Genomic DNA, 23,672 nt, shown 5'->3' with positions numbered 1-23,672 from the left:
TAAAAAGAATGATCCTCCGCTTTCAAAGCCTTGCTGAACTGGATGCCGTTGCCGGACAATTGATCGACGCCGGGCGATCGCATTCGGTCTGGCTGTTCGACGGTGAGATGGGAGCGGGCAAGACGACCTTGATTAAAGCGATCTGTCGGCGTCTGGGCGTTGAGACCACAGTCCAAAGTCCAACCTTTTCAATTGTGAATGAGTACGTTACAAATTCAGGTGAACCGGTCTATCATTTTGATTGTTACCGGCTTCGCAATGAAGAAGAAGCCCTGGGCAGTGGTCTTGAAGAGTACATCGACTCGGGAAAACGCTGTTTTATTGAGTGGCCGGAACGAATTGCCGGTTTGTTACCCCCCGACGCCTGGACCCTTCACCTTCGGGTGGAAGAAGGCGAACGAATACTGGAAACCAATTGACAAAAATGACGGATTAAGAACAACGGGGCGCAACGCTTTCGGGCGGTTTTCGGTGAAACCATCTCCACCGGGGAATGCGTCATTCGCAGTTCGAAATTCATAAATCCCGTTTATAGTGACTGGGTTTGAACAATTAGCAAAACAAACGGCACTTTATCCGCAGGAAGCTCCTGCCGCTGTTAAGAAGCACAATGGCAGCCTCATGATTGGGATGCCCAAAGAGGTCTCCCTACAGGAAAACCGCATTGCCCTGACGCCCGAAGCGGTCACCATTCTGGTGCGCCACGGCCACGACGTTCTCATCGAAAAGGGGGCGGGCGCGGGCGCAAAATTCTCCGATAACGACTACAGCGAAGCCGGGGCACAAATTATGCCGTCGGCCAAAGAGGTCTACGACGCGAACCTGATTCTGAAGGTGGAACCGCTGGTCGATCAGGAATTTGACTACATCAAAACCGGCAGTACCCTCATCTCGGCGGTTAACCTGCCCAATCACGAGAAGAAATACTTCGAGCGGCTGAACAGCAAAAAAATCACCGCGCTGGGCTACGAATACATCGAGGATAAAGTGGGCGGCATGCCGATCATCCGGGCGATGAGCGAAATTGCAGGCAGCACTGTCATGCTGATTGCGGGTGAATACCTGAGCAGTGCCAACAACGGCCGGGGGGTAATTCTGGGTGGTATTACGGGAGTTCCGCCAACCAAAGTGGTGATTCTCGGAGCCGGAACCGTGGCCGAATACGCAGCCCGGACGGCGCTGGGGCTGGGCGCCGAAATCAAGATTTTCGACAAACACATCTACAAACTCCAGCGGCTGAAATACGCCATTGGACAGCATATCTATACCTCGATCATTGAAACCGATACACTGTCGGAAGCCATTCAGCGGGCCGACGTGGTGATTGGGGCCATGCGGGCGGAAGACGGTTTGAGTCCGATTGTGGTGACGCAGGAGATGGTTTCGCGCATGAAACTCGACGCGGTAATTATCGACGTCTCCATCGATCAGGGCGGCAATTTTGAAACGTCCAAAATGACGACGCACAAAGAGCCGACGTATAAATACCAGAACGTCATTCATTATTGTGTGCCGAACATTGCCTCGCGGGTGGCTCATACGGCCAGTCTGGCCCTGAGCAACATTTTTCTGCCGTTCCTCCTGAAAACCGGGACCATCGGCGGAATCGAAGAAATGATGTTCGCCAATCGCTGGTTCATGAAGGGCGTTTACAGTCATAACGGGCTGTTAACCAATGCCTACATCGCTAAAAAATTCAACATGCGCTACAAAGACCTGAGTCTGTTGCTGGCTGCTAGAATTTAAATTGTTTACGGTTCACAGTTTTCGGTATACGGTGACTGATGCATCCACTCTTTCGCGTCAGCCACCGTATACCAAAAACTGAAAACCGTAAACCGTAAAAACATGATCAATAATAGCAACGAAAACTTTCTGCTCGACGACGCCAATTCGCCGGATGTCAACCGGAAGCTGATGAGTGCGGTTTCAACGGATTTTGTGAAAGTGTCGGAAACCCTGCGTGAAGCGTCGTACGTCATTCGGAAACGCGGCTTTACCGAAAATCCCATTTTTGTCGTCTCCCGTCGGCCGGTCGATATTGGTCAGTTGCTGCTTGGGCCGAATGAACTGGCGGCCAATGCGTGGAGCTACCGGGCGTCGCTGCTCGATGAGTTTGTGCAGCGGAAACTGGTCGCGGAGGAGTCGGTCGATGTGTTCAAGGAGAGTTACAAAAATCCCGATGAATATTGCTGCCTCTTCGTCGTCGACGGCGACTTTGCCGGTTTTATCTTCATTCCTTTTCCGGAGGATTAGTCGGTTTTGCCCCTAAATCCCCTAAAGGGGACTTGGACACGAAACCCTCCGGAGCTAAAGGTCCCCTTTAGGGGATTTAGGGGCAAAACCTTACACTACTTCCGAACCCGGTATTTGTAATAATCCCACGTTTTGCGAATACCGGCATAGACGCCACTGCGGTTTTCAAACAAATCGCCCTGATCGGCGGCTGCGGAAAACGTGACCAGCAGTCCCCGCTGATTCACCGGCAGATCGAGTGACATGACGGACGAAAACTGCCGGAGGGTTTCAGCGAACGGAAAATCGTAGGTGCCGTAATTTTCACTGTAAGAAAATTTGAACTGAAACTGGCAGTTTCGGGCGAAATTTCCCTGAATACCAGTGTGATACACCCGAACGCGGTTGTTACTGAAAAAACCGTAGGGAGACAGGTTGGGTCGGGTGTCGGTCACCGGCGTGATGAAAGGCGTGCCGATGCCGCGACCAAAATACGACCAGCCGTCCTGGTACTGCGTGTGATTGAAGTAATTGTCCTTTCCCCGGAATTTATTCCCGTCGTCGAAAACCCCGCCCCCCTGGCTTTTGGTATACAAAAGTTCCACGACCGCGCCGGTGATTCGTAGGCCGAATGACGCCGGTTTCAGATTCCGAAACCGGATTCCCGTCAAGCCATCTTCAATATTGGTCATATAATACAGGGTGCCGTCTTCGTAAACGCTTTGGTGGTAGAGCAAAACTGAGGTCCGGCGCGAACTGAATTCAATCCCTAAATCAATGGTGCCCAAGTGGTTGCCCACCCGATTTTCCCGGTCGAATTTGCTGTAGTGGGTCGTGTCGACATCCGAAAGACGCCCGAGGCTGTTGCCCACCGTCACGAAAAGGTAGTCCTGCAGGCTGGCGGGAAAATGACCATTTTTGACAATGGATTCCGGCAACTGATCGGTGACGCCCCCCCATTGGGCCTGGTGATTGAAACCGGCGTAGAATTTGACGGGCCAGCGGGGTTTTCCCAGCCTTCCGTAGAATGATTTCTGATGCAGAAAGTAATGCTGAACCTTGCGCTGACTGCCAAACCAGCCGTGGGCAAAAGATCCCCGGAAGGAGAGCAAACCTTTCGTAAAACCGATGGGCGTATAATTGGGCAGGCTGATCTGGATTTTGGGCAGGGGCAAGGCGTTGCCCGACCAGCTATACGATCCCGAACTGAGGGTTGAATCGACCAGACCGACCACTTCGCGTCGGCGTCCTGCCATGATTTCAAAGGCGCCGGCGCGAATTTTAACGTACGCTTCAGGAATTAACAATGTATTTTTTGCTTGAGCATCCAAATTTGAAACGGCTTCAAAACCATAGCCAATGCCAAAACGATCCCGACGGAGGGCCGAGGTAATGTCGGTCAGGGGGTAGTACCGGTAATCCTGCCGAACGCCCGCCCGAACGGTTGCATACGGTAGAGTCGTGGGAACGATGCCGTATTGATTGGTTCGCAGCCAGAATGGGGTTTGCCGGGAGGAGGAATAAAAACCGCCTATTTCTGCAAAGAAATGGCTGGGCCGGGTTTCAATAACGGGCTGACTAAAGGCAAAAAGCGGAAGGAAAAGAATCAGGAGTAGCGCTCTTATCATGTCTCATTGAAAAAAGATTCCACGTTTCATTGAGCACTACAGGCGACAGGAAAGCCTCTATTCCCGGTCTGGGATAGCGACGACTGACCCGTTAACCCTTGCGGATTTAGCCGGATCACGGATTCATACAATCAACGATGACTGGCCCGGACGGTTTGACCTGGAGTGATAAGGTTGTATGTGCAAATATTATTCCAATTTTGCAATTATCCAAGCACCTTTGGACCTTCCTGATTGATTCCGGAAACATACAGTTCACTGCCGATGCCGACCGAATGAAAGGCGGCCTGCATGTTGTTGCCAACCCGCAACGCCGTGGGTTGGTCACGGCTGAGGGCAAACATGGATGGGCCGGAGCCGGAAATGCTGCAACCGAGGGCGCCGGCATCGAGGGCGGCTTGCTTTACTTCGCTGAATTCGGGGATGAGGATGGCGCGAATCGGTTCAATAATGACATCGACCATCGAACGGCCAATCAGATCGTAGTCGGGTTTCATCAGTCCGGCAATCAGCCCGGCGACATTGCCCATTTGAATGATGGTGTTTTTCATCGACACCTCATTTTTCAGAATGTGCCGGGCGTCTTTTGTGTTGACTTCAATTTCCGGGTGAACGATGGTGGCGAAGAGTTGCGCCGGGGTGTTGATGGTGATGATATCCAGCGGATTATAGCTCCGGATGACCACAAAACCGCCCATCAGCGACGGCGCTACATTGTCGGCGTGGGCCGAACCACAGGCCAGACGTTCGCCCTCCATGGCAAAGGGTAGGAGGTCGATTTGCTTGAGCGGGCGACCCAGCAACTCATTGATGGCAAACACACCCGCAACGGCACTGGCCGCGCTGGAACCCAAACCGCTGCCAAGCGGCATTTTCTTATGGAGAATCAGTTCCAGGCCCTGGTCCGATTCGATGTGTTTCAGGTACGTCTGAATGGCAATACCGGCGGTGTTGCGCTCGGCTTCCTTTGGCAACCGGCCTTCATCGCCAACGATGGCTTTAATTCGAACGCCCGGCAAGTTGCTTTTCCGGACAATGATTTCGTCGCCGGGACTATCGACGGCAAAACCGAAAATGTCAAAACCGCAGGCAACATTCGCGACGGTCGCAGGGGCAAATACTTTTATTGAATCCACAGTCTGTAAGGGATTACCGTGGCAATCCCAATCTTTTGTCTATCTATACAAATTCTATGGGCGTGTGGTTCACGCCAGGTAACTTCCAATGCTGACCACATCCGCAAACACGCCCGTGGCCGTCACTTCCGCGCCCGCACCGGGGCCTTTGATCACGAGTGGACGTTCTTTGTACCGCTCCGTTGTAAACGAGATGATGTTGTCGGCACCCGAAAGCGAATAAAACGGATGGTCGAAACCGACCGACCGCAGTTCAATGGTCACTTTTCCGTTCTCGAACGTGGCGACATACCGCAGTTTTTCGTTGCGGCCTTCCGCTCCCAGCAGCAGGTTATCAAAATACGCATGATTGTGCTCCAACTCCTCGAAAAACGCCGGAATACTCGGGGCCGTGATGCAGCTTTCGGGCAACAGGTTGTTGATCGTCACGTCGGACGGTTCCAGTTCAAAACCGGCTTCACGGGCCAGAATCAGGATTTTCCGGCCCACGTCCATGCCACTCAGGTCTTCGCGCGGATCGGGTTCGGTAAATCCTTTTTCCTTGGCTTCCTTCACGATGGTGGCAAAGGAGACGCCGGGTCTGAAATTGTTGAAAATATAGGACAAAGTCCCGGATAAAATGGCTTCGATTTTCAGAAACCGATCACCGGACGTCATCAGGCCCTGCAAGGTGTTGATGATCGGCAACCCCGCGCCTACATTGGTTTCATACAGGAATTTGACGCCCCGCCGAACAGCCGCCCGCTGCAACCGCTTGTATTCGGCATACGGCCCGGAATTGGCCACTTTGTTCGGGGTTACAATCGACACGTTGGCGTTGAGCAACGGTTCGTAAAACAACGGAATGTCTTTATCCGCCGTACAGTCGATGAACACACTGTTGGGCAGGTTATAATCTTTCAGTTTCTCAACAAAGGCTGGTAATGAAGTCGTTACGCCCTCGTTGGCCAGCCGGTCCTGCCAGGTGGTCAGGTCGATGCCTTTGGGATCGAGCAGCATTTTCTTCGTATTCGACACGCCAACGAGGCAAATCCGGAGCAGCTTTTCGTTCCGCAGAAACGCGTATTGGGATTCAATCTGTTGCAGCAACGTTCGGCCAATCAATCCCGCCCCAACCAGATAGAGGTTGAGAATCCGGGCTTCGGACTGGAAAAAGACGTTGTGCATTGCATTGAGCGCTTTCGAGAGGTTGTTCTTGTTGATCACCACCGAAATGTTGATTTCCGACGACCCCTGCGCAATGGCGATGATGTTGACCCCGTTTTTGCCCAAAACCGAAAAGAGCTTCCCGGCAATCCCCGAACTCTTTTTCATGCCTTCGCCCACCGTGGCAATGATCGACAGGTCTTTTTCAATGCCGATATAGTCGACGTGACCGTGGGCAATTTCGGTCGCAAATTCCGCTTCCAGAATGTCGCGGACGCGCTCGGCATTGCGGGGTTCGATGGCAAAACAGATGGAATGTTCCGACGACGCCTGCGAAATCAGAATGACACTGATTTTGTAATGCGCCAGCGTGCTGAACAGCTTGGCCGAAACCCCGGCGACGCCGATCATCCCGCTGCCCTGGATGTTGACCAGTACAATGTCGTCGATGGATGAGATCCCGGTAATTGTAAAGTCGCGCCGGTCGGCGGTACGGCTGATCACCGTGCCTTCGTGACTGGCGTTGAAGGTATTCAGAATCCGGATCGGGATGTTTTTGGAAAAAGCCGGTTGCAGTGTGGGCGGATAGATCACTTTAGCCCCGAAGTGGCTCAGTTCCATCGCTTCCGCGTACGTAATGGTCGGAATGTTGAAGGCATTTGGCACCTTGCGCGGGTCGGCGGTCATCATGCCGTCAACGTCGGTCCAGATGTCGATGAAATCGGCGTTCAGGGCGGCACCCAGAATGGATGCCGTGTAATCGGAACCGCCCCGGCCCAGCGTGGTGGTTTCGTTGTGGGCGGTGGAGCCGATAAAACCGGTGACAATCGGCAAATCCGATCCAATGGTTGAAAAATACTCCCGAATCAACTGGTTGGTCGTTGTTTCATCGACGTCCGCCATGCTGAACTGGGCGTTGGTCTTGATGAGTTCGCGGGCGTCGCAAAACCGGGCCGGAACGCCCTTGCTTTTCAGGCATTCGCTGATGACCAGGCACGAAAGCCGTTCGCCGAAGCTCATGACCAGGTCCATCGTCCGATCCGACAATTCGCGGATGAGCGACACGCCCCGCAGCAGATCCTCCAGTTCGTTGACCGTGCCGCGAACCTTGCCGAACACCTTACTTTGTTCTTTAATCGGAATTAATCCCTTGATGACGTTGAAATGGCGGTCTTCAATGCCCCGAATCAGTTCCAGGTAATCGGGGTTGTTGGTGGCAGCCATCCGGCCGATTTCAATCAACTGGTTGGTGACCCCGCTCATGGCCGACAACACGACGGCTCCGATGGTATCCCCGTTCTGGCGGTGGTTAAGAATGATGGCAATGACTTTTTTAATATTCTCAACGGACTTTACCGACGTTCCGCCAAATTTCAATACGTTCATACAGTGGGAAATTATTGAATTATTGAATTGTTGGTCGTAGTGGATCAACAATTCGGATGCTGTATTGGTGATGAAGAGAAAAGGAGCGCAAATATAGGGAAAAAGCAGGTTGTGTACAGCAAAGAAATCGAAACGAAAAACATAGGATTGCGGTCGTAAAGGCCCCAAAACCGGTCATGGAGGCCACTGGCGGTTGTTTGTCGTGGTGGAATTGCCGAAAATTTCGTATTTTCAGGAAGCGAACAAATCCGCCGAACACGCTGTTCTTTCATCAGGGATAACTGCTGACCTAACGACCGTATTTCATGAAAGGATTCCAATTCTCCAATTATATTCCGCCCGAAAAAAAAGAAGGCAGTAAATTCGACCAGTTGCTCAACATTTTCCAGCAATTGTTGCTGATGACGTCGGGCAATGTTGAACAGGCGCTGGCTTATCTGAACGACCTCGACCGGCGGTATAGCCTGACCGACGACAAATACGGGATTGGTAATTTTGTCGAGGAAATGAAAGAAAAAGGGTATCTGACCGAGCAGAACGAAGAAGGCACGCTCGCGATGACGGCCAAGAGTGAACAATCCATCCGGAAGTCGGCGCTGGAAGAAATTTTCGGGAAACTGAAACGCTCGAAATCCGGCGGCAACCACCACACCCCGTTCACGGGCGTGGGCGACGAACTGAGCAGCGACCTGCGCGATTTTCAGTTTGGCGATTCGCTCGAACAGATTTCCATGACCGAATCCATCCGCAACGCCCAGATCAACAGTGGCGTCAATGAGTTTACGCTGATGGAGCGCGATCTGGAGGTGGTTCAGAAGGAGCAGAAAACCCAGACCTCGACGGTTTTGATGATCGACGTGAGCCACTCGATGATTCTTTACGGCGAAGACCGTATTACGCCCGCCAAAAAAGTTGGTATGGCGTTGGTGGAACTGGTGAAGCAGAAATACCCCAAAGACACGCTCGATATCATTGTGTTTGGCAACGACGCCTGGCAGATTCAGGTGAAGGATTTGCCGTATCTGGAGGTGGGGCCGTACCACACCAATACCGTGGCCGGGCTTGAACTGGCGATGGATTTGCTGCGTCGACGCAAGAACAAGAACAAGCAGATTTTCATGATTACCGACGGAAAACCGACCTGCTTGAAAGAAGGCATCAAATATTACAAAAACAGTTTCGGGCTGGACCGCAAGATCGTTTCGAAAACCCTGACGCTGGCCGCCCAATGCCGTCGGCTCGACATTCCGATTACGACCTTTATGATTGCCTCCGACCCTTATTTGAAGCAGTTTGTTCACGAATTTACGAAAGTGAACAACGGCCGCGCCTATTACAGCGGTTTGCAGGGATTGGGGAACATGATGTTTGAAGACTTCCAGCGCAACCGCCGGAAAAACATGAAATAACCGGAACGTATGACGACGATTCAAATTTCGCTGGATGACAGCCATTTAACCAAATTGCAGGAAAAAGCCCAAGCGATGAATCTGCCTTCGGTTAGTGAATTGGCTAAGCAGATCATTGAACAAGTGATTGACTCGGATGATTCTTTCCGAAAAGAAACGGCACTATCACCCGAACGCAGTGCGTTGCTTGACAACATTATAAACGAAAATCGGGAATTACTCCAACGGTTAGCTCAATGATTACTGCGGATGAAGTTTTGCTGATTCATCGCCGATTAATTGAGGAATTTGGAGGAAGTGACGGAGTTCGTGATGAAGGTATCATGCTTTCGGCTATTGCAAGGCCGTACTCGGGCTTCGGTGATACGGAATTTTACCAGACACCCGTAGAGAAAGCGGCTGCCATTGTTGAAAGCATTGTAACAAACCATCCTTTTGTCGATGGGAATAAGCGCACTGGTTATGTGCTCATGGAGATTATCCTCCGTACAAATAATTTATTCATTAATGCCAGTCTTCAAGAGCGTTACGATTTTGTTATTTAAATAGCAACAGGCGATATGAAGTATGATGGCATTGTGGATTGGATTAAGAAGCACACGGAGTCTCCATTTATTGTTTTTTAAAGCCTTAAACGAACAGAAATCCGGTTAAGACAATAACTATATCTAATATTCACAACGATTTCATGAGCTATTCATCCCTGAAGAGTAAAGAGTTAGTAAAAATAAAAACCCTCGGCGAACTGAAAGCTGCCGGTTACCAATCCAAGTCCATCAAACAAGAACTTCGTGACAACTTAATTGAGAAGATTAAGGCGAAAGAGACCGTTTTTCCGGGAATCTGGGGGTATGAAGATACCGTCATTCCGGATGTCGAACGGGCGATTCTGTCGATGCACCACATCAATTTGCTGGGGTTGCGCGGGCAGGCCAAAACCCGGATTGCCCGACTGATGATCAATCTGCTGGACGAATACATCCCGGTTGTGGAAGGGTCGGAACTGAACGACGATCCGCTGGTGCCACTCTCCCGGTTTGCGCACGATCTGGTGGCGGAAAAGGGCGATGCGACGCCGGTTAGCTGGTTGCATCGGAATGATCGTTACACCGAAAAACTGGCGACGCCCGATGTGTCGGTGGCCGACCTGATCGGCGATGTTGATCCGATCAAGGCTGCGACGTTGAAGTTACCGTATTCGGACGAACGGACCATTCACTTCGGACTGATTCCGCGCTCGCACCGGTGTATTTTTGTGATCAATGAATTGCCGGATTTGCAGGCCCGGATTCAGGTGTCGCTCTTCAATATTTTGCAGGAAGGCGATATTCAGATTCGCGGTTTTAAACTGCGCTTGCCGCTTGACATTCAGTTTGTGTTTACGGCTAATCCGGAAGATTATACCAACCGGGGCAGCATCGTGACGCCCCTGAAAGACCGGATCGACAGCCAGATTGTGACCCACTATCCGAAGTCGCTGGAGATCGGGAAGAAGATTACGCAGCAGGAAGCCATCGTTAAAACCGAGCAGAAAGGCATGGTGAAAACCAATGACCTCGTAGCCGATCTGATTGAGCAAATTGCCCTGGAAGCGCGTGATAGTGAGTATGTTGACTCGAAAAGTGGGGTTTCGGCGCGGTTGACCATTGCGGCTTTTGAAAACCTGTTGTCGGCCGCCGAACGCCGGGCGTTGTTGAATAGCGAGAAGGAAACCTACGTTCGGATTACGGATCTTTACGGCGTCATTCCGGCGATTTGCGGAAAAGTGGAGCTGGTGTACGAAGGCGAAGTGGAAGGTCCGGTGATCGTGGCCCAGAACCTGATCGGTAAAGCCATTCGGACGCAGTTCCTGAATTATTTCCCGAATCCCGAAAAAGCCAAAAAACAGAAGGGCGGCAATCCCTACAAAAAAATAACCGACTGGTTCGGCGACGGCAACGTGATGGATTTCCTGAACGACCTGCCCACCCGCGATTACGAAAACCGCCTGAAAGCCATCGACGGTCTGGACGATGTGGTCGATTCGTTGCATTCGCGTTTGGGCAAACAGGAGAAACTGTTCATGATGGAGTTCGCCTTGCACGGTTTAGCGGAATATTCGCTCGTGGGCAAGAAGGCGATGGATACGGGTCAGCAGTTTAAAGACCTGTTGGGCAGCATGTTCAGCCCCGGAACAGCCTTCGGCGAAGACGACGATGATGACGACGAAGACCGGTTTTAAAATAGTTTAGGGTTTACGGTTTTCAGTTTACGGTGGCTGACGCATGCTTAAGAGCGTGTCAATCACCGTAAACTGAAAACCGTAAACCTTATACCCATAAAAGGCAACCTGGCTAACGGGTTGCCTTTTTTTGTGTCGTGAAATGCTACAGGGAAACTACGCGATGAAAATCGCGTAGTTCTTCTCTTTCGGGGCGTTGTTCAAGGATCTAATTTTGCAGCATCAGTAACAACAGATATACACACAGATTGAACACCCGATGAAAGCATCACTATTCACCATGTGCCTGGTGGCGGTTGGCCTGCTGGCGGAAGCGCAGACCACCAAACCCAAACCGACGACGGCCGCCAAGCCGGTTGTCGCCGTACAAAAGAAACCGGTGGCAGCGGCCCCGAAGAAAACCACCACTGCCAAGCCGAAAACCACGGCCACGGCAGCGAAGAAACCCGCCACGAAGCCCGCAGTTGCGACGGCTCCCAAAGCCACGACCACGGCGGTGGAATCCGTAACGGCGACGGCCGAAGCCGAACCGATGCTGGCCCAGCAAACCGTTGTGGAGACCAAGCCGCAAGCGGAGACGCCTTCGAAAGAAGCGACGAAACGCTCGAAAAAAGCGAAAGCCGAAAAACCGGCGAAGGCGCCAAAGGCCGAGAAAGTGGCCAAACCGGAGAAACCGGCCCGCGTCAGAACCGAATCGGCGTATTCGGGCCGGGGCTTGTCGATCGGTATTCGGGGGGGCGTCAATGCGCTGTTGAACGAATATGCGCCGGGCGGTGATCTGGACGGCGTTGGTGGTGCGTCCGAAACCGCTCCGGGTTTTACGGGTGGTCTGGTCATCAATTACGGGATTGGCAACGTCTTCTCGATTCAACCGGAGATCCTGTATACGCGCCGGTCGGCGAAATTTGCGGGGGAGGTAGAAGGCCAGAAATTCTCGCTCCAGGCTTCTGCCAACGCCATTGAAGTTCCGCTGCTGCTGAAACTTTCCTTCGGGCGCAAAACCCGGTTTTTCGTGAATGCGGGGCCGTATGTGGCTTACGGCCTGGATGCCCGGTATAAGTTTGTCGTGGATGGCGAAACGCTGGCCGACGAAAAACAGAAGCTAACCAGCGACGATGCGCGGCTCGAATACGGCGTAACCGGCGGCCTGGGCGTATCGATTCCGGCCGGGCCGGGCCGGTTGCTGATCGAAGGACGGTACAATTACAGCCTCGGAACCGACGCCGATCCCCAACCGGCGGAATACGTCAGCCAGCAGGTAGCAACATTTTCGCTGGGCTATGTTTTCCCGCTGGGAAGACGCTAGGCCTCCCGACTACTCGATCACCACCGCCGTGCCGTTGGCACTCACCATGAGCAAGCCGCCGTTGCCGCCGATGGTTTGATAATCCAGATCGACGCCAATAATCGCATTGGCACCCAGCCGCTGGGCCTGTTCGATCATCTCTTTCATGGCAATGCTTTTGGCTTCGCGCAGGGCCTGTTCATAAGCGCCTGAACGTCCGCCCGCTACGTCGCGCACGGTAGCAAAGAAATCTTTAATCAGGTTGGAGCCAATGATGGCTTCACCGTTGGCCAGGCCCAGGTATTTTGTGATCCGTTTGCCTTCGATATTCGAAGTAGTTGTTATCAGCATAGACTTGATCTCGGTGTAACCGTCGGGCGGTTCCTGGTTTGAATGATGACTTGTTCCTCAAAATTAAATACCGGGAACATGCTAAATGACAGAGTTACACAGAAGATTATTTTTAATGGATGGGGTATTTGTTTTGCCTTACAGGCGGTAGTCGGTATGATCCAAATTCGGAAACAGAACGGGTATCGACCTTCAAAAACGATCTCCGAAAAGCCAAAAAAACCGGTGAATGCACTTCAGCAGACGGAAGTACCTGTTTAAACCTCAATATAGGCAATTCAGGCGTAATGCACTGGCTGGCCGCACCAATTTTGCCCAATTTTGAATCACAAATCAAACTTTTCTAACAATCAAATCAAACAACAAATGAAAAAGACAACCGTACTTTTGAACCGCGTGAATTTCCGTTATGGATGGACTATGGTTATGTTGCTGGCCCTACCGCTCTGGTTTGCAAGCTGTAGCAAAGATAAGGATGGCAATGGCGAACCGGATGTAAAACCATCGGCGGTGAGCGGAAGCTGGAAAATTTCGGGAATGAAAGTGAATCCGGGTTTTGATTTCGGAACCGGCCAAAAAGTTACCGATTTGCTGGCGTTCTTTAAGGAATATGGTGGAGAGGAAGCCGTTGCGTGTTTGACGGACACCAAAATGACGTTCAACAGCAACGGAACTATTACTGGTACGCCCTCACCCAATTGCAAATCGGATGATCTGGATGATTTCAACCCGGCGACTAACAACGCCAAATGGTCGGTAGATGGTAATAAACTGACGATTACTGATAGCGACGGTGCCCAGGTTTATGATCTGGAAACGTCGGGCAGCACGATGAAATGGAGCATCACGGAAAAAGACGACCTGGACGGCGACGGAAAGGTGGACACCTATACCATGACGATTGAATTCAAGAAGGCGTAAGTTGCCGATGCAGAATAATAAAGGGGCCGCCCGTCGACATTCGACGGGCGGTTTTTTTGTGTTGTAAAAATTTAGTTTTAAAAGTGCTACATCATCACCCCCAGCTACTCCACAGGAACAGCCAAAATTCGTTACCGCTCAGGTAATTGTAAAAACATGTTGTTGCCTTTTTAAATGATCCGTAAACTGAATTTGTCGGTCACAAAAAAATAGTACGGGAATAGTTTAACCAGTATGAAATAGGTGTTTTATTGCACAAACATTTAAACAATATGCCTTAATCCACATAAGGTTTCACTGTACAACGGTAAAATAATTTATAGGGTATGAAAAACACAGTAACCAATTATGGGCTGATACTCACACTATGTGTAGCAATTTTTGGTTGCAAACCGCGAAACGAAGAAACCGCCCCCATTCCCTCATGCCGGATTGTTAGCGTCCTATTGAAGTCTACCTCAACTAGTGATCGTCTAATTCGTGATGAGGAAACAATACGGGTAGGCGGCAAAGACGTAAACGTGAGTTTCTACAAAGAAAGCTTTTACACCTATGATCCACAGGGGCGACTGATTCGGGAAAAAGACCGGGTAGTAACCGGGGACTCTACGGTCGTCGAGTATGATTATTCGCCGGGATTGATGCTTAAGCAGACTACTTCATATTCCCGCCAATGGGGTACGCATGTATTCATTGATAGTATAGTCTTAAACACACAAGGGTTGGCTGAATCCAAATTTTATCAGCAAAAAGTCAAATATGATTCGGAAGGATATTTGACCGAACAGATGTTAAGTGGTTCGATTCAATTCGTAGGTCAGGTAGTGAATGGTAATTTGGTAAAAGAGTATAAATACCTGGATGGGTTGTATGTCTATAAATACGAATATGATTTAACCCGTTCTGGTCTGTCTCCAATTTACACTTTTTGGGGTTTTGAAAGTCGTAATCTGCTTATGCATGAATCGATTGAGCTAGCCGACTTCAACCGGCTACCGGTTTATTCAACCGACTACTCATATGAATTTGACGAAGAGGGCCGTGTAAAGAGAAAAATTGCTCACAGTGAAAAACGGATGGGCTGGCCCTATGATGCTAAAGTACATACTGTCGTGTTTGACTATGAGTATGATTGTTCTTCTTCCAGCCTTCATTTTAAACTCCCGCCCAAAAACGCTGAGCAATTCTAAGCACCTTGCCAGCCAAACTACCTCCAGACGTTCCTAAATTTAAATGGTTCTCCATCTCACTACAGGCCACTCTTTGTAGTAACCGATTTTGAATATGAGTGTAGTTGAAATTTACAACCCTCATTTTTAGCGATTTAGAATCATGTTACCGATTTGGTTCTAATAACCGCTTGATTTACAGGGTTTTTATATTGGAAACTTACGTAAAAAAGCGCATAAAATCTTTGATTGTTTGTCTTGTAAATTATAGGTTTGTCCCGTCCCTTTTAGATCACCCATGAAGACTTCTTTCTTATCCATCCTGTTTTTGCTTAGTCTGCTGGCGATGGCCATAAGCTGCAAAAAAGACCGGGATCTGCATCCCAACGGTTGGGTGACCGACCCGACCAACTTGCCGCAACCACCAAAGGGATGTAAGATTGTCAAAACTACGTACAAAGACCCATCAGATGGCCGGACGGGCGATCTGCTCTGGGAACCCGAAACCATTACGCTGGACGATGGCCGGAAAATGCCCATCAGTTGTGTTGCCAAAATGACATACACCTATGACGCTCAAAATAGGCTTGTAGAAGTGTACGAAAAATTATTAAACAATCTGTATACCAGGCATCGCTACACGTACGAATCACATTATCTAATTGATTATTATGAGGTACTCTATAAAGGGGAGACAGAACCTACTATTCGGATTGATACAACATCATTAAATGGCCAAGGTTTAATCAACCGATACCGGGGCTTAGGAGAATCTTATCTGATTTATAATCAGGATTACCAACTGGCTGATGACAGTCCTAATCGTCCGGGATATACGCATATTTATGTCGATGGAAATATGATTGAACAAGTGGAATACCAATCTTGGGGAATGCGCAATGGAGAGTGGTTTGCCTACGATCGGTTTTTACGCCACTTCAGCTTCAATATGACACGTCCTAATCTGCCGGTCATCCACCAGTTTCGGGGTAACGAAAGCCGCAATCTGCCACTGAAAGAAGTCTGGCAATTGGAGTCCTCTCCTGACTTTGGTACCCAGAAAGTATATCAGAAAACCTACAACTATTGGTACGACCAGCAAGGTCAGGTCAGACGTCGGATTGTGCATGGCAAACCGCTGATTGGTGGCTGGTTAATTGAGGATGATCTGTCCGGCGTCGGTGTCACCGATTATGAATATGAGTGCCCCTAATAATTTGTAATCAAAATAGTGAATGTACAAACAATTAATTGATATTGTCATGACTAAAACCTTACTTACTTTTTTACTTAGTCTGGGGTTATTTACTTGTAGCATCGCCCAAAAACTCACCGTCAGTATTCCCATCGATGGAGCTGTCTATCAGCAAAATTCGAACCATCAGGGTAAGATCATTGTCCGGGGTGATTTGAATACCAAATATATGTTGATTGGAGGGTATGTCGTTTCGGCATCGCTCCAGAAGCTGGATTTGGTCAACGGCAATCCGACGGGTGCTGCGCCTATTTCCATCCCTATTTCCCGCAGCAAGACCGTATTTAGCGGATCGGTTATGGTTGAGAAGGGATGGTATGAGTTAACAGTGAAGGCCACACAGATCACTACCTTCCCGTTGATCAAACGAAATTACGAAACCAAACGCAAGGTGGGCGTGGGAGAGGTATTTGTCATCGCCGGGCAATCCAATGCCCAGGGCGGTTTCGGATTAACGGCTTCCAACACCCAGCGAATGGATGCCGTGCGGGTTTCGCCAGATGTCATTCCGGAAGCTAATCTTGGAAGTTATGATCCGAATGACCCGAAATTGCCTTCATCTTATCGGGAAATCCAGCGTCTGGTCGGCACTAAAGATCACTTTGGCGGCATAGGTCCTACCGGCGGTTCCCTTTGGTATTGGGCATCGCTGGGGGCAAAACTGGCGAATGAGTGTCAGGCACCAGTGGCTTTTTTTAATGCAGGGTATGGCGGAACCACTGTTACGCAGTGGATCAGTTCCACCAATCCCAATGCCCGGGCTTCAAGCCAGACCAATTCTTCAAATATCACCGTAAATCGCTATGCTGCTGGCTCGCCATTTTACTTTTTTGCCAACATGCTCAAGTTCTACGCCAATGCATATGGCGTTCGGGCGGTTTTGTGGATGCAGGGTGAAACCGATACCAAGGCGTATCGAGATGCTACGTCTGGTGAACCACAGGAACGTGAAAGTTGGAGCGATAGAGAACTACGTGACAAATCTTTTAATCCTATTTCCGCCCCATTTGCCGAAGACAAAATTGAGAAACGTTGGGTGCGGGATGCTGGTGATTATCGTCAGAAACTCGCTGAGGTAATTAAAAAATCCCGTGAATTTTATAGTGGCCCGGCGGTTCCCTGGGTCGTTGCCCAAACCTCCTACATTTATGATTATACGCCCAACCGCAATTACCATTCATCATCGGTCGTTCGGGATGGTCAGAATGCCAATGATTTAAATGCACGGTTGGCCAGTGTCGGAGCACCCGGCAATGTGTACGCCGGACCGTATACCGATGATTTAGGAACGAATTTTCGACGCCCTGCCGGTTCAGGTGCTGATGAGCCGGTTCACTTCAATAACGACGGATTGAATGTTGTTGCCGACCGTTGGTTCGACAAACTAAAAACGGTCTGTGAGAACACATTTCCGGTTACCGTGCAGGATTTAGGCACCGAGCCACAAGGCGTAGACATCAGTGATGATGGCCGTACGGTATCCGCGCCGGGCGGATACTCAAATTATATCTGGAGTACGGACAATGGCTCTTCTACTAATGCCGATGCGCCGGTGTGTAATGTCCAAACTTTGCCAGGGCAGTGCGTGGGGACTCACCGGGCTATTATGCAGAATGATCGGGGAAATTACGTGATCACCCAGAGTGTTGATTATCCTTATGTTATCGTTGACGACACTAACGATGGCTCCACTGGTTCAGCCCCCCTCGCCACCGGCTGCTACACGCTCAAAGCCAAGCATTCCAACAAGTTCCTGCAGGTGGCCGATGGAAATGCTGGCACCCGCATCCGTCAGCAGGATGGCAACGGTTCTACCAATCAGATTTTCAAACTCGAAGTGGTCGATGGCTCCCTCTACCGCATGATCTCCCAATTCAGCAACAAAGTCATGGATGCTGCCGGAGCCGGTACAGGTTCTGGCACGCTTGTCAATCAATACGATTGGAATAATGTTGCCCAACAAAAGTGGCGGCTGGAAGCCTACGGTGACGGCACCTACAAACTCGTGCCCTCGTATTCCAATGCCCTGGCCGCCGATGTGGAGGGACCCAGTCAGGACAACGGCGCGGGCCTGCATTTGTGGAGCCCACACGGCGGGGATAGCCAGCGGTTTTACGTGCAGACCTCCGGCTGTTCCGGCGGAACGACCCCTCCGCCCACCAATCCGCCTACCGGTTCCTTAAGTGGCTGTTATGTGATCCGTTCCGTCCAGACCAATCAGCTCATGGAAGCCCTTTCGGGCAACACCGTCGAGCAACGGGGAGCCAACGGAGCGAACAATCAGATTTGGAAAGCTGAAACGACATCCGCCAATCAGTATCGCTTTGTAACGCAAAATGGCAGTGGGCTGGCCATGAGTGTCAACGATCTAAACAATGGCGAACTCCTGCGCCTGAGTGCGTCTTCCGGGGATACCCGGCAACTGTGGACGATTCAGGACAATGGCAGCGGAGCCTACCGCATCAACGGGAGCAATGGCGTGACCTGGGACATGAAAAATTACGGCAACGACCCCCAATTGCAACTCTGGGGATCGACCAGTGAAGGCTTCCAGAATCAACGTTTGTTCCGTTTCGAGTCGACGGGTTGTCCGGGTGGTACCCCGAATCCGCCGACGAACCCACCAAGCGGAGGCTCTTTAACGATCGTAACCCCAATCTACAACTGTAATACGGGCAATTTGACAATCAATACGTCGGGAGGCAATGGAAGTACAATTGAATATCAGATTCCGGGCGTGGCTGCCTGGACTACGAATTCCACGTTTGCGATCCCCTCCTGGCAACGGACCGGTACAACCTTTACGCTGCAGGTGCGGCAATCGGGTGTGCAAGCCAATTCGTATGCCTTCCTGACGACCTGTGATGGAGGGACGACGAATCCTCCCACGAACCCACCGACGGGTGGTGGTACCTTAACAATCGTAACCCCAACTTACAACTGTAATACGGGCAATCTAACGATTGCTACTTCGGGAGGGAACGGGACTACCCTTGAATACCAGGTTCCGGGTTTGGCTGCGTGGACGACAAACCCCACGTTTACTGTACCTTCCTGGCAGCGTACGGGTACAACCTTTACGCTGCAAGTACGGCAGTCGGGCACCGAAGCTTCTCCTTATTCATTCCTGACGGCCTGTAGTGGTGGACGGCTATCGGCCATTTCCAGTTCAGAACCTGCGGAGCGTTTGCGGGTCAACCCCAATCCGACCAATGGATCGACACGCGTTCGTTTCACGTTGGATAAAGGCAAAGAAGCGACGCTTTCCGTCGTGGCAGTCGATGGCAGAACGGTTTATGCAAAACCGGTTGCCGGAACGGGGGACGAACAGGCGGTAAGTATCGACCTAAGCAAGCAAGCCGATGGTTTGTATTTGATCCGCTTATCGAATGACACCATGAACCAAACCGCCAAATTACTCCTGCAGCATTGAGTCTATCCCTCCATTGCCGTATGGAAACACCCGGTTTTTGTACGGCAATGGAGGGGAATTGATCAGCAATTGCCAGCGAAATCCGCTGAATACTTCCCGGCACTTCATGAGTAGCAATGGTCTCCAATCGTCTTTACCACAAACCGATAGAACCACCTGCTGCCCTTCAAGATGCTCCGACTCCTTGCTCTCTGGCTATCCCTCAGCTTACTCGTTGTACTGGTCGTTTCTTTTATTCCGCTTCCGGTGGAGGAGGTGTCTGATGCGGATTGGGAGGAATACAACGGGAATGCTGAAAAAAATCATTACTCCTCACTCAACCAGATTACTACCGAAAACGTCAGCCAATTGACGAAAGTGTGGGAATACGCTTCCGGTGGGGCCGATTCCGTCGGCAACCAGACGCAGATGCAGTGCAATCCAATCATCATCGATGGCGTCTTGTACGGCGTGTCGGCGGGTTCACAGGCGTTTGCGCTGGATGCGGCTACGGGACGCGAACGCTGGAAAACCGCCCTGGCAGATGAGACTTTCAAAATGACCAGCCGGGGCGTCACCTACTGGGCGGAGGGAACAACCAAACGGATTTTCTTCGCCTACGGACACCTGTTGTACGCGCTTGATGCGGTTTCCGGAAAACCGGTGACCACCTTTGGGCAAGCCGGGAAAATCAACCTCCGCGACGGCCTGGCTCGCACTGGTGCTGATGATTATGTGATTTCCAATACGCCCGGAATCATTTTTGAAAACCTGATTATTGTTGGCACCCGGGTCTCGGAAGGACCAACCGCCCTGAAAGGCGACATCCGGGCCTACGACGTTCGGACGGGGCGTCTGGCGTGGACGTTCCGAACGGTTCCGGCACCGGGTGAAGCGGGCTACGACACCTGGCCCAAAGACGGGCATTTGAACGTCGGGGGCGCCAACAACTGGATGGGCATGGCCATCGACCGGAAACGGGGCATCGTCTATGCACCAACCGGTTCGGCGGCTTTTGATTTCTACGGCGGTAACCGACTAGGGGCCAACCTGTTTGCCAACTGTTTGCTGGCGTTGAATGCCCGAACCGGTCGGCGAATCTGGCATTACCAGCTTGTTCATCACGACATCTGGGACCGCGACCCGCCCGCTCCGCCCAACCTGCTGACAGTGGTGCAAGAGGGCCGGAAAATCGACGCCGTTGCCCAGATTACCAAACAGGGTCAGGTTTTTGTGTTCGACCGGGTGACGGGAAAACCGCTCTTTCCAATTGAAGAAAAACCGTTTCCGGCCTCCGATATTCCGGGCGAGAAAGCCTACCCGACGCAACCAATCCCGCTCAAACCGGCACCGTTTACCCGGCAGATTTTTACGGAAAAAGACGTGAACGAAACCGTTGCCAATCGCGAAGAGGTGTTGAGCCAACTACGGGCCAGCCGCACCGGAACGCCCTACAACCCGCTGGGCCGGGAGCGTACCCTCTTTTTTCCCGGAACCGACGGCGGGGCACAATGGGGTGGGGCTGCGGTCGATCCCAACGGCGTGATCTACATTCCGGCCAAAGAAATTCCAGTATATTCTTCGTTGACCGATGCGCCAAAACCGATGGCGGTGAGCAGTGCCGAAAAGCTGTATGCCACCCACTGCGGAGCCTGCCACGGTGCCGACCGGCGGGGCGATCACAGCGGGGCGTATCCATCGCTGCTGGCCATTGCCGACCGGATGAAACCGGCTGCGATTCAGGAGCTTCTGCAAAAAGGCCGGGGTATGATGCCGGCGTTTTCTCATTTGTCATCAGCAGAACGAAACGCCATTGTCGATTTTATTTCCGGGAAGAAAACCGCTCAAAATCCGGTGGCTACTTCCCAGGCCCGGACCTGGGTGCCCTATATACACACGGGCTACAACCGCTGGTACGACAGCAAGGGCTACCCGGTGAGCCGCCCGCCCTGGGGAACGCTGACGGCTATCGACCTCAACACCGGCGACCACCGCTGGCAGATTCCGTTGGGTGAATTTCCGGCCCTGACCAAACAAGGCATTCCGCCAACGGGAACCGACAATTACGGTGGGCCGGTCGTCACGGCAGGCGGACTGATTTTCATTGCCGCCACGCTCGACGAAAAACTCCGGGTGTTCGATCGCCAGACGGGGAAACTGCTGTGGGAAACACAACTCCCGGCGGCTGGGTACGCCACCCCCGCCACCTATTCGGTGCAGGGGAAACAATATGTGGTGATTGCCTGTGGTGGCGGCAAACTGAAAACCCGCTCCGGGGATCGTTACGTGGCCTTTGCGCTCAAATGAGCAGCAACAACGCCGGGGCGAAGGTTTGTAAAACCGTTTTACCTGTGTAAATTGCAGCGCTAAACGAAACGTCACGTATGAATTTTCCCGGAGAACTAAAGTATACGCAAGATCACGAGTGGATTCGCATCGAAGGTGATACGGCCATCGTCGGTATCACGGATTTTGCCCAGAGTGAATTAGGTGATATTGTCTTTGTGGACATCACGGGTGTCGGACAGAGTTTGGCGAAGGGTGACATATTTGGTTCCATTGAAGCCGTTAAGACGGTTTCGGACCTGTTTCTGCCCGTTGCCGGTGAAGTACTTGAAATTAATCCGGAAGTTGAAAAATCACCCGAGCTGGTCAACGACGATCCATATGGCCGGGGTTGGATTGTGAAAGTGAAATTGACCGACGGTGCCGAAACCGACGATTTGATGTCGGCCGAAGCCTATAAAGAGTTGGTGGGGGCCTAAGTCCCCAATTGAATCAGGAAGCTCCAGCCGGGGCTTTTTTTTTGCATTTCCATGAAACTACTCATTCGTGCCGTCCGAATCATAGACCCGCAGTCACCCTTCAATGGACTGGTTCGTGACGTGCTCCTTGAAAATGGTCTCATCCGCCAGATCGGCGAAGCCCTCCCGGTCGATGAGGACGACTCCTCGATTCAATGCATCGAACCGGCCGGTTTGTGCCTGTCTCCGGGTTGGGTCGACCTCCGGGTTTCGGCCAAAGATCCGGGCTATGAACACAAAGAAGACCTGACCACGGTTTGCCGGGCCGCCATGCTGGGCGGTTTTACGGACATTGCCGTGTTGCCTAATACCAAACCGGTTCTCGATTCAAAAGACACGCTCGGGTATGTCCGGCAGGCCACCCAGGGGCACGCCGTCAGTGTGCATCCGATTGCCGCCGTTACGAAACGGGCGGAAGGTCAGGACTTTACGGACATGATCGACCTGCACCACGCCGGGGCGGTGGCGTTTTCGGATGGCGAACATCCGCTGACGCATCCCGATCTGCTGCTGAAAACGCTGCAATACCTGCGCCCGTTCAACGGTTTGCTGATGAACCGCCCCGAAGAGCAGAACCTGACGCATTTCGGACAGATGAACGAGGGACTTTCCAGTACCTTGCTGGGGCTGAAGGGGATGCCCGCCATGGCCGAAGAAATGATGATCGAGCGGGATTTGCGGCTTCTGGAATACCTGTATCCGCAATCTGCCGAGCGCCCCGCCGAAACCGTCCTGCATTTCTCCACGATTTCAACGGCACGTTCGGTTGAATTGATTCGGCAGGCCAAGCGGCAGGGTTTGCCGGTGAGTTGCGATGTGGCCGCCCACCAACTGGCGTTTACTGATTCGGATTTGATGGGGTTCGATACCAATCTGAAAGTAAACCCGCCGTTTCGACTGCCCGCCGATCTGGAAGGACTGAAGCAGGGGCTGGCCGACGGCACCATCGACGCCGTTGTGTCGGACCACAATCCGCAGGACGACGAAAGCAAGAACATCGAATTTGACCACGCCGATTTTGGCATCATCGGGTTGGAAACCGCTTTTGGTGTCGTCCGCACGCATTTCCCGGAATGGCCGCTGGCGTCGTTGGTCGAAGCATTGACCCACCGTCCGCGCCAGATTCTGCGATTGCCGTCGCAAACCATTGACGAAAACCAGCCGGCCACGCTGACGGTTTTTGATCCGGACCTGGAATGGACGTATGAGCGGACGGCATCCCGGTCAAAAAACTCGCCGTTTTTTGGCAAGACTTTACGGGGAAAGGCGTTATGGATTATTAACAAAGGCTTTGTTGAATCTTTATAACACGCA

General features: G+C 51.6%; 19 protein-coding genes. 15 read left to right on the top strand and 4 right to left on the bottom strand.

Going from position 1 to position 23,672, the window contains the following annotated elements:
- Nucleotides 1-8: 8 nt before the first annotated feature.
- The 3 genes from tsaE to F0P93_RS23775 all read left to right on the top strand — a co-directional run bounded on the left by tsaE (nucleotide 9) and on the right by F0P93_RS23775 (nucleotide 2,256).
- A complete protein-coding gene (gene tsaE / locus F0P93_RS23785) occupies nucleotides 9-419 on the top strand; it encodes a tRNA (adenosine(37)-N6)-threonylcarbamoyltransferase complex ATPase subunit type 1 TsaE (protein WP_150880223.1) in 411 nt (136 codons plus the stop codon).
- A gap of 115 nt (nucleotides 420-534) precedes the next feature.
- Nucleotides 535-1,746, top strand: coding sequence for an alanine dehydrogenase (locus tag F0P93_RS23780; protein WP_150880222.1), 1,212 nt, complete (start codon nucleotides 535-537; stop codon nucleotides 1,744-1,746).
- Between the two features lie 102 nt (nucleotides 1,747-1,848).
- Nucleotides 1,849-2,256, top strand: a complete 408-nt coding sequence (locus tag F0P93_RS23775) for a hypothetical protein (RefSeq protein WP_114409096.1) — start codon at nucleotides 1,849-1,851, stop codon at nucleotides 2,254-2,256.
- A 95-nt stretch (nucleotides 2,257-2,351) separates the two neighbouring features.
- Here F0P93_RS23775 and F0P93_RS23770 read toward each other — a convergent pair whose 3' ends face one another.
- The 3 genes from F0P93_RS23770 to thrA form a co-directional block, all read right to left on the bottom strand.
- Nucleotides 2,352-3,863 (bottom strand): capsule assembly Wzi family protein, encoded by a 1,512-nt coding sequence (locus F0P93_RS23770; protein ID WP_150880221.1) that lies wholly within the window; start codon nucleotides 3,861-3,863, stop codon nucleotides 2,352-2,354.
- Nucleotides 3,864-4,069: 206 nt separating this feature from the next.
- Nucleotides 4,070-4,999: a homoserine kinase gene (locus F0P93_RS23765; protein WP_150880220.1), complete on the bottom strand. Its 930-nt coding sequence runs from the start codon at nucleotides 4,997-4,999 to the stop codon at nucleotides 4,070-4,072.
- 69 nt (nucleotides 5,000-5,068) lie between these two features.
- Complete coding sequence (thrA, locus tag F0P93_RS23760; RefSeq protein WP_150880219.1) at nucleotides 5,069-7,531, bottom strand: bifunctional aspartate kinase/homoserine dehydrogenase I; 2,463 nt, start codon at nucleotides 7,529-7,531, stop codon at nucleotides 5,069-5,071.
- A gap of 305 nt (nucleotides 7,532-7,836) precedes the next feature.
- Here thrA and F0P93_RS23755 point away from each other — a divergent pair, with 305 nt between their 5' ends.
- The 5 genes from F0P93_RS23755 to F0P93_RS23735 all read left to right on the top strand — a co-directional run bounded on the left by F0P93_RS23755 (nucleotide 7,837) and on the right by F0P93_RS23735 (nucleotide 12,467).
- On the top strand, nucleotides 7,837-8,940 hold the full coding sequence (locus F0P93_RS23755; RefSeq protein WP_114409035.1) for a vWA domain-containing protein: 1,104 nt from the start codon (nucleotides 7,837-7,839) through the stop codon (nucleotides 8,938-8,940).
- A gap of 9 nt (nucleotides 8,941-8,949) precedes the next feature.
- Nucleotides 8,950-9,180 (top strand): ribbon-helix-helix protein, CopG family, encoded by a 231-nt coding sequence (locus F0P93_RS23750; RefSeq protein ID WP_150880218.1) that lies wholly within the window; start codon nucleotides 8,950-8,952, stop codon nucleotides 9,178-9,180.
- A complete protein-coding gene (locus tag F0P93_RS23745) occupies nucleotides 9,177-9,485 on the top strand; it encodes a type II toxin-antitoxin system death-on-curing family toxin (protein ID WP_150880217.1) in 309 nt (102 codons plus the stop codon). The genes F0P93_RS23750 and F0P93_RS23745 overlap by 4 nt, the downstream gene beginning before the upstream one ends.
- 143 nt (nucleotides 9,486-9,628) lie before the next feature.
- A complete protein-coding gene (locus tag F0P93_RS23740; RefSeq protein WP_150880216.1) occupies nucleotides 9,629-11,161 on the top strand; it encodes a P-loop NTPase family protein in 1,533 nt (510 codons plus the stop codon).
- A gap of 259 nt (nucleotides 11,162-11,420) precedes the next feature.
- The gene (locus F0P93_RS23735) at nucleotides 11,421-12,467 is read left to right on the top strand and encodes a porin family protein (protein ID WP_150880215.1); all 1,047 of its coding nucleotides are present in this window, start codon (nucleotides 11,421-11,423) and stop codon (nucleotides 12,465-12,467) included.
- Nucleotides 12,468-12,476: 9 nt separating this feature from the next.
- Here the strand turns inward: F0P93_RS23735 and F0P93_RS23730 are convergent, their stop codons facing one another.
- Nucleotides 12,477-12,797, bottom strand: coding sequence for a heavy metal-binding domain-containing protein (locus F0P93_RS23730; RefSeq protein WP_150880214.1), 321 nt, complete (start codon nucleotides 12,795-12,797; stop codon nucleotides 12,477-12,479).
- 366 nt (nucleotides 12,798-13,163) lie between these two features.
- On the opposite strand from F0P93_RS23730, the gene F0P93_RS23725 reads away from it, so the two are divergent.
- The 7 genes from F0P93_RS23725 (at nucleotide 13,164) to F0P93_RS23695 (ending at nucleotide 23,666) form a co-directional block, all read left to right on the top strand.
- A complete protein-coding gene (locus F0P93_RS23725; RefSeq protein WP_225309613.1) occupies nucleotides 13,164-13,718 on the top strand; it encodes a lipocalin-like domain-containing protein in 555 nt (184 codons plus the stop codon).
- Nucleotides 13,719-14,044: 326 nt separating this feature from the next.
- The gene (locus tag F0P93_RS23720; RefSeq protein WP_150880213.1) at nucleotides 14,045-14,908 is read left to right on the top strand and encodes a hypothetical protein; all 864 of its coding nucleotides are present in this window, start codon (nucleotides 14,045-14,047) and stop codon (nucleotides 14,906-14,908) included.
- 277 nt (nucleotides 14,909-15,185) lie between these two features.
- Nucleotides 15,186-16,100: a hypothetical protein gene (locus tag F0P93_RS23715; protein WP_150880212.1), complete on the top strand. Its 915-nt coding sequence runs from the start codon at nucleotides 15,186-15,188 to the stop codon at nucleotides 16,098-16,100.
- 49 nt (nucleotides 16,101-16,149) lie between these two features.
- Nucleotides 16,150-19,575 (top strand): RICIN domain-containing protein, encoded by a 3,426-nt coding sequence (locus F0P93_RS23710; protein WP_191908902.1) that lies wholly within the window; start codon nucleotides 16,150-16,152, stop codon nucleotides 19,573-19,575.
- A 171-nt stretch (nucleotides 19,576-19,746) separates the two neighbouring features.
- A complete protein-coding gene (locus tag F0P93_RS23705; RefSeq protein WP_150880210.1) occupies nucleotides 19,747-21,861 on the top strand; it encodes a pyrroloquinoline quinone-dependent dehydrogenase in 2,115 nt (704 codons plus the stop codon).
- A 77-nt stretch (nucleotides 21,862-21,938) separates the two neighbouring features.
- Nucleotides 21,939-22,319 carry a glycine cleavage system protein GcvH gene (gene gcvH, locus F0P93_RS23700; RefSeq protein ID WP_150880209.1) on the top strand — a complete coding sequence of 127 codons (381 nt, stop codon included), beginning with the start codon at nucleotides 21,939-21,941 and terminating at the stop codon, nucleotides 22,317-22,319.
- Between the two features lie 51 nt (nucleotides 22,320-22,370).
- Nucleotides 22,371-23,666 (top strand): dihydroorotase, encoded by a 1,296-nt coding sequence (locus tag F0P93_RS23695; protein WP_150880208.1) that lies wholly within the window; start codon nucleotides 22,371-22,373, stop codon nucleotides 23,664-23,666.
- Nucleotides 23,667-23,672: the final 6 nt, after the last annotated feature.

Origin of the sequence: Larkinella humicola, from assembly GCF_008727875.1 — a bacterium.
Lineage (GTDB): Bacteria > Bacteroidota > Bacteroidia > Cytophagales > Spirosomataceae > Larkinella > Larkinella humicola.
The sequence above is the reverse complement of the archived record's forward strand: the minus strand, read 5'-3'. Positions and strand labels throughout refer to the sequence as shown.

Excerpts from the sequence above, each read along its gene's own strand:
- gcvH (WP_150880209.1), top strand. The coding sequence starts at position 21,939 with ATGAATTTTCCCGGAGAACTAAAGTATACGCAAGATCACGAGTGGATT.
- F0P93_RS23730 (WP_150880214.1), bottom strand. The coding sequence starts at position 12,797 with ATGCTGATAACAACTACTTCGAATATCGAAGGCAAACGGATCACAAAA.
- F0P93_RS23755 (WP_114409035.1), top strand. The coding sequence starts at position 7,837 with ATGAAAGGATTCCAATTCTCCAATTATATTCCGCCCGAAAAAAAAGAA.
- F0P93_RS23710 (WP_191908902.1), top strand. The coding sequence starts at position 16,150 with ATGACTAAAACCTTACTTACTTTTTTACTTAGTCTGGGGTTATTTACT.
- F0P93_RS23775 (WP_114409096.1), top strand. The coding sequence starts at position 1,849 with ATGATCAATAATAGCAACGAAAACTTTCTGCTCGACGACGCCAATTCG.
- F0P93_RS23695 (WP_150880208.1), top strand. The coding sequence starts at position 22,371 with ATGAAACTACTCATTCGTGCCGTCCGAATCATAGACCCGCAGTCACCC.
- tsaE (WP_150880223.1), top strand. The coding sequence starts at position 9 with ATGATCCTCCGCTTTCAAAGCCTTGCTGAACTGGATGCCGTTGCCGGA.
- F0P93_RS23735 (WP_150880215.1), top strand. The coding sequence starts at position 11,421 with ATGAAAGCATCACTATTCACCATGTGCCTGGTGGCGGTTGGCCTGCTG.
- thrA (WP_150880219.1), bottom strand. The coding sequence starts at position 7,531 with ATGAACGTATTGAAATTTGGCGGAACGTCGGTAAAGTCCGTTGAGAAT.
- F0P93_RS23750 (WP_150880218.1), top strand. The coding sequence starts at position 8,950 with ATGACGACGATTCAAATTTCGCTGGATGACAGCCATTTAACCAAATTG.
- F0P93_RS23715 (WP_150880212.1), top strand. The coding sequence starts at position 15,186 with ATGAAGACTTCTTTCTTATCCATCCTGTTTTTGCTTAGTCTGCTGGCG.
- F0P93_RS23740 (WP_150880216.1), top strand. The coding sequence starts at position 9,629 with ATGAGCTATTCATCCCTGAAGAGTAAAGAGTTAGTAAAAATAAAAACC.
- F0P93_RS23705 (WP_150880210.1), top strand. The coding sequence starts at position 19,747 with ATGCTCCGACTCCTTGCTCTCTGGCTATCCCTCAGCTTACTCGTTGTA.
- F0P93_RS23725 (WP_225309613.1), top strand. The coding sequence starts at position 13,164 with ATGAAAAAGACAACCGTACTTTTGAACCGCGTGAATTTCCGTTATGGA.
- F0P93_RS23745 (WP_150880217.1), top strand. The coding sequence starts at position 9,177 with ATGATTACTGCGGATGAAGTTTTGCTGATTCATCGCCGATTAATTGAG.
- F0P93_RS23720 (WP_150880213.1), top strand. The coding sequence starts at position 14,045 with ATGAAAAACACAGTAACCAATTATGGGCTGATACTCACACTATGTGTA.
- F0P93_RS23770 (WP_150880221.1), bottom strand. The coding sequence starts at position 3,863 with ATGATAAGAGCGCTACTCCTGATTCTTTTCCTTCCGCTTTTTGCCTTT.